Annotated in this window: 13 protein-coding genes and 1 riboswitch; of the genes, 6 read left to right on the top strand and 7 right to left on the bottom strand. The window is 71.6% G+C overall.

The window, feature by feature from the left end; all coding sequences use genetic code 11:
• Positions 1-79 precede the first annotated feature (79 nt).
• A complete protein-coding gene (locus HEP85_RS11660; protein ID WP_148014101.1) occupies positions 80-136 on the bottom strand; it encodes a trp operon leader peptide in 57 nt (18 codons plus the stop codon).
• 290 nt (positions 137-426) lie between these two features.
• Here HEP85_RS11660 and HEP85_RS11655 point away from each other — a divergent pair, with 290 nt between their 5' ends.
• Entirely contained in the window at positions 427-1,779 is a 1,353-nt protein-coding gene (locus tag HEP85_RS11655; RefSeq protein WP_168527723.1) for a class II 3-deoxy-7-phosphoheptulonate synthase, read from the top strand.
• Positions 1,780-1,967: 188 nt separating this feature from the next.
• Entirely contained in the window at positions 1,968-2,228 is a 261-nt protein-coding gene (locus HEP85_RS11650; RefSeq protein ID WP_248001895.1) for a bacterioferritin-associated ferredoxin, read from the top strand.
• Between the two features lie 25 nt (positions 2,229-2,253).
• Here the strand turns inward: HEP85_RS11650 and bfr are convergent, their stop codons facing one another.
• The gene (gene bfr, locus HEP85_RS11645; RefSeq protein WP_153291042.1) at positions 2,254-2,733 is read right to left on the bottom strand and encodes a bacterioferritin; all 480 of its coding nucleotides are present in this window, start codon (positions 2,731-2,733) and stop codon (positions 2,254-2,256) included.
• A 157-nt stretch (positions 2,734-2,890) separates the two neighbouring features.
• Here bfr and HEP85_RS11640 point away from each other — a divergent pair, with 157 nt between their 5' ends.
• Positions 2,891-3,523 (top strand): sulfite oxidase-like oxidoreductase, encoded by a 633-nt coding sequence (locus HEP85_RS11640; protein WP_168527721.1) that lies wholly within the window; start codon positions 2,891-2,893, stop codon positions 3,521-3,523.
• Between the two features lie 168 nt (positions 3,524-3,691).
• Here the strand turns inward: HEP85_RS11640 and HEP85_RS11635 are convergent, their stop codons facing one another.
• From HEP85_RS11635 to thiO, 5 genes are all read right to left on the bottom strand, one after another.
• Positions 3,692-4,561 carry a deoxyribonuclease IV gene (locus tag HEP85_RS11635; protein WP_211117919.1) on the bottom strand — a complete coding sequence of 290 codons (870 nt, stop codon included), beginning with the start codon at positions 4,559-4,561 and terminating at the stop codon, positions 3,692-3,694.
• A gap of 99 nt (positions 4,562-4,660) precedes the next feature.
• Entirely contained in the window at positions 4,661-6,607 is a 1,947-nt protein-coding gene (gene pknB / locus HEP85_RS11630; protein WP_168527720.1) for a Stk1 family PASTA domain-containing Ser/Thr kinase, read from the bottom strand.
• A 306-nt stretch (positions 6,608-6,913) separates the two neighbouring features.
• Positions 6,914-7,708 carry a thiazole synthase gene (locus HEP85_RS11625; protein WP_168527719.1) on the bottom strand — a complete coding sequence of 265 codons (795 nt, stop codon included), beginning with the start codon at positions 7,706-7,708 and terminating at the stop codon, positions 6,914-6,916.
• Between the two features lie 3 nt (positions 7,709-7,711).
• Positions 7,712-7,912, bottom strand: coding sequence for a sulfur carrier protein ThiS (gene thiS / locus HEP85_RS11620; RefSeq protein WP_168527718.1), 201 nt, complete (start codon positions 7,910-7,912; stop codon positions 7,712-7,714).
• Positions 7,909-9,087 carry a glycine oxidase ThiO gene (thiO, locus tag HEP85_RS11615; protein WP_168527717.1) on the bottom strand — a complete coding sequence of 393 codons (1,179 nt, stop codon included), beginning with the start codon at positions 9,085-9,087 and terminating at the stop codon, positions 7,909-7,911. Before thiO ends, thiS begins: the two co-directional genes overlap by 4 nt.
• A riboswitch (TPP riboswitch) is annotated at positions 9,085-9,196 on the bottom strand. Its footprint overlaps the gene before it by 3 nt.
• A 296-nt stretch (positions 9,197-9,492) precedes the next feature.
• Here thiO and HEP85_RS11610 point away from each other — a divergent pair.
• From HEP85_RS11610 to thiE, 3 genes are all read left to right on the top strand, one after another.
• Positions 9,493-10,725, top strand: coding sequence for an NAD(P)/FAD-dependent oxidoreductase (locus tag HEP85_RS11610; RefSeq protein ID WP_168527716.1), 1,233 nt, complete (start codon positions 9,493-9,495; stop codon positions 10,723-10,725).
• 317 nt (positions 10,726-11,042) lie between these two features.
• Positions 11,043-11,408 carry an Rv2175c family DNA-binding protein gene (locus tag HEP85_RS11605; protein WP_153291051.1) on the top strand — a complete coding sequence of 122 codons (366 nt, stop codon included), beginning with the start codon at positions 11,043-11,045 and terminating at the stop codon, positions 11,406-11,408.
• 95 nt (positions 11,409-11,503) lie between these two features.
• Positions 11,504-12,148 (top strand): thiamine phosphate synthase, encoded by a 645-nt coding sequence (gene thiE / locus HEP85_RS11600; RefSeq protein ID WP_369657687.1) that lies wholly within the window; start codon positions 11,504-11,506, stop codon positions 12,146-12,148.
• Positions 12,149-12,183: the final 35 nt, after the last annotated feature.

The following is a 12,183-nucleotide window of genomic DNA, read 5'->3' as shown; positions in this document are numbered from 1 at the left end:
CACATCGGAGAGGAACGACCCCGGAAAACGCCGAAGGCCGCCCCTCGGGCGGCCTTCGCGAAGTCTTGCGTACGCGCAGTCAGTGGGCCGCCGGATGAGCGGTCCACCACCAGGTCTGGTGCGAGTGCGCGAACATGCGCCGCACATTACCCGACGCCGGGGGAGGGGCGACAGCGCGACACGTCCGCGCTTCGTCCACCCGTACGAGCGCGCCACGGCCGACACGGCCGGGCCCCACGGCGGTCCAGTGATCTCCCTAGACTGCGTCCGGCACGGCGCGGACCGGCCACCGCCCGAAAGCACCTGCTCCGGGCGGTCGACCCGCAGCTCACACCGCCGACCGGGCCGTCTCACGGCGAGCGTGACACGTCTCAGTCGCTGGGCACCGGGAGAGGACGCGGCGCACGACCCCGTAGTGTTGTGCAGGTGACCGTGAACGCTAAGTCCAGCGCGAGCGCTGGCAACACCTGGCGAGACCTGCCCGCGGCGCAGCAGCCCGAGTACCCCGATGCCGAGGCTCTGCGCGATGTGATCGCGGACCTCGAGTCGTATCCGCCGCTCGTCTTCGCGGGCGAGTGCGACCAGCTGCGCGCCCGGATGGCATCCGTCGCCAAGGGAGAGGCGTTCCTCCTCCAGGGCGGCGACTGCGCCGAGGCCTTCGACGCGGTGTCGGCCGACCAGATCCGCAACAAGCTCAAGACCCTGCTCCAGATGGGTGCCGTGCTCACGTACGCCGCCTCGGTACCGGTGGTGAAGGTCGGCCGGATCGCCGGCCAGTACTCGAAGCCGCGTTCCAAGGGCACCGAGACCCGGGACGGCGTGACCCTGCCGACGTACCGGGGCGACTCGGTCAACGGGTTCGACTTCAACGAGAAGGCCCGTGTCCCGGACCCCGAGCGGCTGAAGCGGATGTACAACGCGTCCGCCTCCACGCTCAACCTGGTGCGCGCCTTCGCCACCGGCGGCTACGCCGACCTGCGCCAGGTGCACGCCTGGAACCAGGACTTCGTGAGGTCGTCCCCGTCCGGCCAGCGCTACGAGCAGCTGGCGCGCGAGATCGACAACGCGATGAACTTCATGCGGGCCTGCGGCACCGACCCGGAGGAGTTCAAGACCGTCGAGTTCTACTCCTCCCACGAGGCGCTGCTCCTCGACTACGAGTCGGCGCTGACCCGCGTCGACTCCCGCACCGGCAGGCTGTACGACGTCTCGGGCCACATGGTGTGGATCGGTGAGCGCACCCGGCAGCTGGACGGCGCGCACATCGAGTTCGCCTCCAAGATCCGCAACCCGATCGGCATCAAGCTGGGCCCGACGACGACGGCCCAGGACGCGCTGCAGTACATCGACCGTCTGGACCCCGACCGTGAGCCGGGCCGCCTGACCTTCATCGTGCGCATGGGCGCCGACAAGGTCCGCGACAAGCTGCCCGAGCTGGTGGAGAAGGTCAGTGCCTCCGGCGCGACCGTCGCCTGGGTGACCGACCCGATGCACGGCAACACCTTCGAGGCGGCCTCGGGCCACAAGACCCGCCGCTTCGACGACGTGCTCGACGAGGTCAAGGGCTTCTTCGAGGTCCACAAGGGCCTGGGCACGCACCCCGGCGGCATCCACGTCGAGCTCACCGGGGACGACGTCACCGAGTGCGTGGGCGGTGGCGACGAGATCTTCGTCGACGATCTGCACCAGCGCTACGAGACGGCGTGCGACCCGCGTCTGAACCGCAGCCAGTCCCTTGACCTGGCCTTCCTGGTCGCCGAGATGTACCGGGACCAGTAGCGGACCGAGGTCTGTTCCGTCCCTCGTGGCGGAGCGCGGTGGGGCGCGGATCACATACGATCCGCGCCCCACCGCGCTTTTGCGGACTCCGGACGACGGGTAAGGTTAGGTTAGCCTCACCGTTCATCGGGGGGCGTTGCCTGTCGATTCTGTCGATCCTGTCGAGCCCGCCCCGGGAGGTGAACCGCGTGTACGTCTGCAGCTGCTTCGGTGTCACCGAGGCGCAAGTGAAGAAGCACGCGGAGGACGGCGCCTGCACCCCTCGCCAGATAGCGTCGGTGAGCAAGGCGGGCACGGACTGTGGTTCGTGCGTCCGCCAGATCCAGTCCCTGCTGGGCCGTGGCGCGTGCCCGCGCCGGGAGCTCGCGGACCAGGGCAGGCCTGCCCTCGCGGAGCTCTCCGGCGTCGCGGGCCGCTCGGCGCCCGCGGTGACGGCCGAGGCCGCCTAGTTCTCGTACCGGCTCCGCCGCCGGGTCAGCTCTCCGGCTGCTCGATCAGCTGTGCGATGTAGAGCGCCTCACCGAGCTTCTCGACCAGTTCGAGCTGGGTGTCCAGATAGTCGATGTGGTGCTCCTCGTCCTCGAGGATCGACTCGAAGATGTTCGCGGACGTGATGTCGCCCTTGTTGCGCATCACCTCGATCCCGCGCTTGAGGCGGTCGATCGCCTCGACCTCCACCTGCCGGTCGGCCTGGAACATCTCGGTGACGGTCTGACCCACCCGGACGTGGAACAGCCGCTGGTAGTTGGGCAGGCCCTCCAGGAAGAGGATGCGGTCGGTGAGCACCTCCGCGTGCTTCATCTCGTCGAAGGACTCGTGCCGCGTGTACTTCGCGAGCTTCGTCCAGCCGAAGTTCTCCTGCATCTTCGCGTGCAGGAAGTACTGGTTGATCGCGGTCAGCTCGCCGGTGAGCTGCTCGTTGAGGAACTCGATGACCTCGGGGTCGCCCTGCATCGCAGAGGCTCCTTCCAAGCGGGGGGAACTGGGCAGGCTGCGCCGCATCCTCGCATCGGCGTTCCGGGTCGTCCAGTAAGTGCATGCTTAGTAGGAGTTGCCCTGGTAGGGGTTGTGCTGGTCATGGGCACCGTCCCGGGTCTGTCAGGATGGAGTCATGGGTCAGCCGGTGGAGCGAGGAACGGGAGCGGCGGCACAGTCGGAGCTTCCGCCGGGGCAGCGACTACAGCGTGGCTGGCCCGTCACGCACTACGGTCCCGTGCCCAAGTTCCGCCCCGAACGCTGGGAGTTCAGGGTCTTCGGCGCCACCGCCGACGGTGAGAAGCACTGCTGGACCCACGAGGAGTTCACGGCCCTTCCGTACACCTCGGTCATGGCCGATCTGCACTGTGTCACGAAGTTCAGCATGCTCGGGGCCGAATGGGGCGGTATCCCCGCGCGCACGATCCTGGACATCGCTCCGCCCTCGCCCGCCGTCACCCATGTGATGGTCTGGGCCGAGTACGGGTTCAGCTCGAATCTGCGCCTCGACGACTTCGCCTCCGACCGCGCGATCTTCGCCACCCACAAGGACGGCGAACTGCTGACGGCGGAGCACGGGTTCCCGCTCCGCCTGGTCGTCCCGCACCTGTACGCCTGGAAAGGACCCAAGTGGGTCCGCGGCGTCGAGTACATGACGGCCGACCGCCGCGGATTCTGGGAGGAACGCGGCTACCACAACATCGGCGACCCGTGGCGTGAGCAGCGCTACTCGTACCAGGAGGAGCCCGGGGACGGCCCCGAGCTCTGACCCGGCGGGCGCCGGCGGGTGCGTCAGTGGTGGTTCCGGTGCACCACGGCGTGGCCCTCGCTGCGGCCGATCATCCACCCGTCGACCGGGGTGACGAGGACGATCGCCAGGATCATCGCCGGCACGTTGCCCTACATACCCCTCGAGGGTATTCCTGCGTCGACGGGTTCAGTCGTCGCGCAGCTTCTTCAGGCGCTCCACGTCCGCCGCGTGCCCCTCCTTGCCGCCGGGCGTCTCGATGATCAGCGGTACGCCCTCGGTGGCGGGGTGGGTCATCAGCGCGCGGAACGGGTCCTCGCCGATATGGCCGGAGCCAATGTTCTCGTGGCGGTCCTTGTGGGCGCCGACCACATCCTTGGAGTCGTTGGCGTGAATCAGCCGGAGCCGGCCCTCGCCGACCGTGTCCACCAGCAGATCGAGCATGCGGTGCATCCCGTCCGGTCCGGTCAGGTCGTGGCCCGCCGCGTAGATGTGACAGGTGTCGAGGCAGACCCCCAGCTTCGGATGGGCGTCCAGCGCCTCGAAGTACGGCCCGAAGTCCCAGGTCCGGGAGCACAGGGAGGCACCCTGGCCCGCGGTCGACTCCAGAAGAAGGTACGGGTCGTCGTCGTGGGTCAGCTCGTCCAGCAGCGGCAGCAGGTGTTCGCGCACCTGAGCGAGGGCCACCGCACGCTCCCGGCCTCCGGTGGCGCTCCCCGTGTGCACGACCACGCCGAGCGCGCCGATCTCCCGGCCCCGGCGCAGCGAGTGCCGCAGCGAGTCCACCGACCTCTCGGCCGTCGCCGCGGTGTGCGAACCGAAGTTGATCAGATACGGGGCGTGCACGTACGCGGGGATCGACTCGGCCGCGCAGGCCGCGCGGAACTCCTCGTCCTGCTTCGGGTTCCCGGCGGGCGTCGCCCAGCCGCGCGGGTTGGCGACGAAGACCTGGACGCTCTCCGCGCCCATCTCGCGCGCGTAGGCGAGACCGACGGAGTTGAGGCCGCCGGCCACGGGGACATGGCCGCCGACGGGATTGCGGAGCTGCTTGCTGGTCACACCCTTCAGGGTGTCACGCGCTCCGGCGCACCCCGCCGGCGGACCTTCGCGTTCCGCTCGGCGGACCGCCTGGACCGGTTGCGTGGCTTCCGGCCCGGCTCAGCGGATCTCGATGGTGATCGTCGACCCCTTGGGCGCGGTCTTGCCGCCGTCCACCGACTGGTTCTTGACATGGTCCCCGAAGAGCCCGAGCAGTCCACGGTCCTCGTTGACCTCGAACCCCGCGTCCTCCAGGGCCTTCGTCGCGTCGTCCACGCTGTCGCCCACCACGTCCGGCACCTGGACCATCTCCGGGCCCTTGGAGAGCGTCAGGGTGACGGTGTCGCCCGTGGCGGCCTCGCTGCCCGCGTCCGGCGACTGCCGGGCGACCTGGCCCTTGTCGAACTCCGAGGTGACCCGCTGGGCGGCGATCCTCACCTTGAGGCCCGCCTGTTCGAGCTCCGCCCTCGCGTCCTCGACGGACGTCCCCGTGACATCCGCGACGTCCACCGGACTGCCCTTGCTGACGACGAGGGCGATGGCCGAACCGGCGTGCCGTCGCGTGCCCGCTTCCGGGTCCGTACGGATCACCGAGCCCTTGAGCACGTCCTCGCCGAACTCCCGGGTGATCATGCCCGCGGCGAGCCCTTCGTCCTTCAGTACTTCCCTCGCCTTGGACAGCGTGAAGCCGTTCAGGTCGGGCACCCGCACCGTCTTCGGGCCGTCGGAGACGGTCAGCGACACGGAGTCGTGGTCACGGATCCGCGCGCCCGGGTGCGGATCACTGCTGATCACGGTGCCGCGCTTCACGGTGTCGCTGTACGCGTGCTTGACCTGCCCGACGTCGAGCCCGGCCGACTCGATCCGCGACCTGGCCTGCGTCTCGGTCTTCGCCAGCAGCAGCGGGACCTTGGTGAACTGGCCGGAGTTGATGTACCAGACGCCCGCGCCGAGGCCGAGCGCCAGCAGGATCGCGGTGACGATCACGATCGTTCCACGTCGGGAGCGTGAGCCGCGCCGCCGTGTGGGGGCGGGCGGCTCGGAGGCGAGCACACTGGTCTGCTCGAACCGGCTGGTCCGGTTGAGTCCGTCGGCCCCCTCGGCCTCGTTCACCGGCAGCAGGCGAGGCACGGACAGGGAGCGCGGGATCACGCTCGTACGGTCCTCCGCGTTGTCGTGGCCCGCGGTGACGGCCTGCGGCGGCACGGCGTCGAGCTGCTCGGCGGTGAGCCCGGCCCGCGCCTCCAGCACCTGGCCGAGCAGTGTCACCGCGTCGTGCGGGCGCAGGCCCGGATCGCGGGCGGTGGCCGCGGCGACCAGCTGGTCGAGCGCGAAGGGCATGCCCGGCACGGCGGCCGACGGCGGCGGCACGTCCGCGTGCAGGTGCTGGTAGATCACCTGGGCCGGGGAGTCACCCGAGTGCGGCTTGCCGCCGGTGAGCATCTCGTAGAGGACGACTCCGCAGGCGTACACGTCGACGCGGGTGTCGGCGGTGCCGTGCTCGATCTGCTCGGGAGCGAGATACGACACCGTGCCGAGCACGGACCCCGTCGTCTGGGTGACGGTGTCCACGGCCCGTACGAGGCCGAAATCCGCCACCTTGACCCGGCCGTCGTCCCCTATGAGGACGTTCTCCGGCTTCATGTCGCGGTGCACGAACCCGGCACGGTGCGCGGCGCCGAGCGCGGCGAGCACCGGCTCCAGGACGTCCAGCGCGGCCCGCGGCTGGAGCGCCCCGCGCTCGCGCAGCACGTCGCGCAGGGTGCACCCCGCGACGTACTCCATGGCCAGATAGACGTACGAGCCGTCCGCCCCCTGGTCGAAGACCTGGACCACATTGGGGTGCGCGAGCCGGGCCACCGACTTGGCCTCCCGTATGAACCGTTCGACGAACGAGACGTCGGCGGCCAGCGTCGGGTGCATCACCTTGAGCGCGAGCACGCGGTCCAGGCGGGTGTCCAGGGCCCTGTAGACCGTGGCCATCCCGCCGACCGCGATCCGGGCGTCGACGCGATAGCGGCCGTCGAGCAGCTGCCCGACAAGCGGGTCCTGAAGGGTCGTATCCACGCAGGCGAGTCTACGAGCCGTAGCCGTCGACCCTCCTGTCGTGGCCCGTACCGGGGCGGGACTGCAGCCGACCTGTGACGCACATCGCGCCGAAGAGGTGACGCGGCCCACTTCGCTGACGGCGCGCCCCACCACCCGGAGCCCCACCCGCTCCCCCCTGGCCGGAAACCGCCGCCCCGGGGCCGCCGGGAGGAGCCCGTGACGAGACGGCCCACGGTGACGGCAGGCGGTGATCCCCCCGTAGCGGCGTTCAGGGCGTCGTGAGGCCCGCCCTCCGGGCGGACGACGGGACTTTCGCAGCAGGCCCTAGAAGGCCGGCCGCTCCGGATCCAGCCGCGCCAGGCCCTCCGCGGGCGAGGACGCCGAGGCGAAGTGCCGCCGGGGAATCCGCCCCGCACGCCGCGCCAGACGCCCCGCCTCCACGGCGTGCCGCATGCCCTCGGCCATCAGCACCGGTTCCTGCGCACGGGTGACGGCCGAGGCGAGCATCACACCGGCGCACCCCAGCTCCATCGCCAGCGCCGCGTCCGACGCCGTACCGGCCCCCGCGTCGAGGATCACCGGCACGCGCGCGTGCTCCACGATCAGCTCGAAGTTGTGCGGGTTGCGGATCCCCAGGCCGGACCCGATGGGCGAGCCGAGCGGCATGACCGCCGCGCACCCGACGTCCTCCAGCTTCCGCGCGAGCACGGGGTCGTCGTTCGTGTACGGCAGCACCGTGAATCCGTCGTCGACCAGTGTCTCCGCGGCGTCGAGCAGTTCGATCGGGTCGGGAAGCAGGGTGCGCTCGTCGGCGATGACCTCCAGTTTGACCAGGTCGGTGCCGAGCGCCTCCCGGGCGAGCCGCGCGGTCAGCACGGCCTCGCCCGCGGTGAAGCAGCCCGCGGTGTTCGGCAGCACCCGGATGCCGAGCCGGGCGAGCACGGACAGGACGGAGCCGTGCGCCGCGGGATCCACCCGGCGCATCGCGACCGTCGTCAGCTCCGTCCCGGACGCCACGAGCGACCGTTCCAGCACGGTGAGGCTGGGCGCACCTCCCGTACCCATGATCAGCCGGGACGAGTAGGACGTACCTCCGAGGACGAACGGATCGTCGGCCATGGGTCAGCCTCCTTGGACAGCGGTGAGGACTTCGACACGGTCTCCCTCGCGCAGGGACGTGGCGGACCACTGGGTGCGCGGGACGACGGTCTCGTTGAGCGCGGCGGCGACGCCGGAGGGCGCCGCCGTGAGGGTGGCGACGAGCGTGTCGAGGGCGGTGCCCGCGGCGACGAGCCGGCGCTCGCCGTTGACGAGGATGTTCATACGGGTTGCTCCGTGCGTGTCGGGCTGAACCGGTGGGGAGTGAAGGGACGCGCTTCCTCGGGGAGCTCCCCCGAGGCGAGGACGTGCGCCATGACGTCCCCGGTGACGGGAGTGAGCAGGACGCCGTTGCGGTGGTGGCCGGTGGCCAGCAGCAGTCCGTCGAGCCCGGTCGGGCCGAGCAGCGGAGCGTTGTCGGGCGAGCCGGGGCGCAGTCCGGCCCGGGTCTCGGTGAGCGGCAGTTCGGTGATCCCGGGCACCAGCTCATGGGCGTCGCGCAGCAGCTCGTACACGCCGCCCGCGGTCACCGTGGTGTCCCAGCCCAGCTCCTCGCTGGTCGCGCCGACGACGAGTTCGCCGCTCTCGCGCGGCACCAGATAGACGTGGCTGCCACGGACCACGGCCCGCACGGTGCGGCTCAGGAAGGGCGCGTACCGCTTCGGCACGGTCAGCCGCAGCACCTGCCCCTTCACCGGGCGCACGGGCGGCCTCACGAAGTCGGGCACGCCCTCGAGCCTCCCGCTGAGGCTGCCCGCGGCCAGTACCACCTGCGCCGCCGCCAGCCCGTCGCCGCCCGCGGTGACGACCCCGGTGGCCCGCTCCCGGACCACCGTCAGCCGCTCCGCCCAGGTCCGGTGGAACACCACTCCGGCTCGCTCGCACGCCGTGACCAGGCCCTTCGCGAGGCGGCGCGGGTCGATCTGATGGTCGCCGTCGACGCGCAGACCACCACGGACACCGGGCGCGAGCATCGGCTCCAGCCGGCGGCACTCACGGCCGCTGAGCCACTCCGATTCGAGCCCCGAGCGGATCTGCAGGGCATGCAGTTCCCGCAGATGGGCGCGGTCGTCGGAGTCCAGGGCGACGGCCAGCGTGCCGCACCGGCGGTAGCCGAGATCCTGGCCCGTCGCCTCGGTGAGCTCGGCGACGAAGTCCGGATAGCGGCGGGCGGAGGCGAGGTTCAGGCCCAGCAGGGTCTGCTCGCCGTAATGCAGTTCGGTGACGGCGGCGAGCATCCCGGCGGCGACCTGCGCGGCCCCGCCGCCGGGTTCCGGGTCCACGACCGTCGTGGTGAACCCGCGCTGAGCGGCCCGCCAGGCCGTGACCAGGCCGATGATCCCGCCCCCCACCACCAGGACGTCGGACGTGACGGACCTCTCCGCCGGTGTACGCGACATGGGCGTCCAGCCCCTCCCTTCGCCGGCATGACCCGGATCAGGTTCGTACGGTCGGAGGCCGCCAGCCTCCCTCTCAGCCCGGTGCGTCCGGGCTCCCGCGAGTGCTCTACGTCGACCACCCTAGCTCGCCGCCGTATGCCTCAGTAAGGGAGCCTCCGTCCATCGCCCAGGCGCCCGACGGCCTTGTCCGGCTGCGGCTGGAGGAGAGCGGGGAGGGGAGCCGTGGGCGGGCGGGCGGGACGAACGTGGTGGTACCGATCGGGCAGATCCGGCAGATCGAACACCCTGAACACCCCGCACAGGCCGCACGCGCCGGACGGACCCGCCGACACCGGGTCGCATTGTGGAACAGGTCACCGAGCACGTCCGCTGACTGACGGATTGTCAGGTGTCTATGGTGATCAGGTGAGCGAGCAGACGCAGGCGCAGAAGCAGGGGCCTACGGCACGCCGGGTCGTCATCGCGGGCGCGGGCATGGCCGGCGTGCAGACCGCGGTCGCCCTGCGCGAACAGGGATTCACCGGCGGCGTGACACTGATCGGCGCCGAGCCGCACCAGCCGTACGACCGGCCGCCGTTGTCCAAGGCGGTGCTGCTCGGAAAGGCCGAGCACTCCGCCTTCGACATCGACTTCGAGGCACTGGGCATCGAACTGAGGCTCGGCTGCGAAGCGCTGGGCCTGCGCCCCGGGGACCACGAGCTGGACACCGCCACGGGACCGGTGCCCTACGACCTCCTGGTCCTGGCGACCGGCGCGGAACCGATCCAGCTCCCCGGCGCGGAGGGCATGCCCGGCGTCCATCTCCTGCGCACCCTGGACGACGCCGAACGGCTGCGCCCCGTGCTCGCCCGGCAGCACGACATCGTGGTGGTCGGGGCGGGCTGGATCGGCGCCGAGTTCGCCACGGCGGCGCGCAAGGCCGGGTGCGCGGTGACGGTCGTCGAGGCCGCCGACCGGCCGCTGGCCGGGGCGCTTCCCGCCGAGGTGGCCGCGCCGATGGCCGCCTGGTACGCGGACAGCGGGGCCTCGCTGCGCACCCACGCGCGCGTGGAGCGCGTCGAGCCCGGTGCCGTGGTGCTCGACGACGGGTCCCGGGTGCCCGCGGGCGCCGTGGTAGTCGGCATCGGCGCCCGGCCCGCCACCGCCTGGCTGGCCGGCTCCGGCATCGAGCTCGGAGCCCACCGCGAGGTCGTGGCCGACAGCCACCTGCGCACCTCCGTGCCGGACGTCTACGCGGTCGGCGACTGCGCCTCCTTCCCCTCGGGCCGGTACGAGGAGCGCCTTCTCGTCCACCACTGGGACAACGCCCTGCAGGGACCGCGCACGGTGGCGGCGAACATCATCGGCGAGGCCCCGGTGGCGTACGACCCGGTTCCGTACTTCTGGTCCGAGCAGTTCGGCCGTTTCGTCCAGTACGTCGGCCACCACGCGCCCGCCGACACGACCGTCTGGCGCGGCGACTCCTCGGGCGCCGCCTGGACGGTCTGCTGGCTGCGCGACTCCCGACTGGTCGCGCTCCTGGCGGTGGGCCGCCCCCGCGATCTGGCCCAGGGCCGCCGCCTGATCGAGGCGGGCATGCCGCTGGCCCCGGAGATCCTGTCGGATCCGTCACGTCCGCTGAAGGACGCCATGGGCTAGGCGGGCACCGAGGCCTCCGTTCGGGCGGCCTGGGGGCGGACCCGGTCCGGTGGGCTCCCTCACCGGGTGGCGGCCGGGCGGCCGGGGCGAGGAATTGCGCCGGGCCGCTCGCCCGATGGCCGCCGGGCGGCCAGGCGGCCAGGCAACCGGGCGGCGGACGGTCGGGCGAGCAAACCCGCCGGGCCCGCTCGCCGCGTGGCCCGCGCACGCTCCACCGCGCCGGAATTCGGCGGAATTCCGCAAGATTCACGCGCTTCTGACGCGGGACGGGTGGCGCTCGGGTACCGAGTGTCAGTCCGGGATGGCAGGCTTGTCCCGTGACCGAGATTGACGCAAAGATCGATGCTCTCGTCCCCGCCTGGCTCACCCTCCCCGACATCGCCGAACAGTTCGGCGTCGAGGTGACCCGCGTCCGGCAGTTGGTCAAGGAAGGCCAGCTGATCGCCGTACGCCGTGGTGAGAACCGCGCGCTGCACGTCCCCGCCGCTTTCATCGACGAGGACAAGGTCGTCAAGGGCCTCACCGGCACCCTGACGCTCCTGCGGGACGACGGCTTCACCGACGAAGAGATGCTCGAGTGGCTCTTCACCCCCGACTCGACCCTGCCCGGCACCCCCGCGCAGGCGCTGAGCGAGAATCGCGGCACGGAGGTGAAGCGTCGCGCCCAGGCGCTCGCCGTCTGATCCGACAACACGTCCGGCGTACGGACCACGGCCGGCCCCGGGCCACCCCGGCCGCCGTGGTCCGTACGCACCGCAGCACCACGGGGGACCCACGCATGCCCGAGAACGCCGCCCGCCTCGCCGACGCCCGCGTCTACCTCTGCACGGACGCGCGCACGCGCCAGGGCGACCTCGCCGAGTTCCTGGACGCCGTCCTGGCGAGTGGCGTCGACATCGTGCAGCTGCGCGACAAGGGCATGGAGGCGGCCGAGGAACTGGAGCACCTCCAGGTCTTCGCGGACGCCTGCGCCCGCCACGGCAAGCTCCTCGCGGTCAACGACCGGGCGGACGTCGCCCACGCGGTCGGCGCCGACGTACTCCATCTGGGCCAGGGCGACCTCCCGGTCCCCGCGGCCCGCGCCATCCTCGGCGACGAAGTCCTGATCGGCCGTTCCACGCACGCGGCGGCGGAGGCCTCGGCCGCCGCCGTCCAGGAGGGCGTGGACTACTTCTGCACCGGCCCCTGCTGGCCCACTCCCACCAAGCCCGGCCGCCACGCACCGGGCCTCGACCTGGTCCGCCACACCGCCGCGCTCGGCACCGACCGCCCCTGGTTCGCCATCGGCGGCATCGACCTGGGCAACCTCGACGAAGTGCTGGAGGCGGGCGCCCGCCGTGTCGTCGTCGTCCGCGCGATCACCGAGGCGGACGACCCCGCGGCGGCGGCCGCCGAGTTCGCGAAGCGGCTGCGGCAGGCCTGACCGCGCGGAGCCGGCCCCGCCCGTGGCGCGCCGGA

Origin of the sequence: Streptomyces sp. RPA4-2 (genome assembly GCF_012273515.2) — a bacterium.
Lineage (GTDB): Bacteria > Actinomycetota > Actinomycetes > Streptomycetales > Streptomycetaceae > Streptomyces > Streptomyces kaempferi.
The sequence above is the reverse complement of the archived record's forward strand: the minus strand, read 5'-3'. Positions and strand labels throughout refer to the sequence as shown.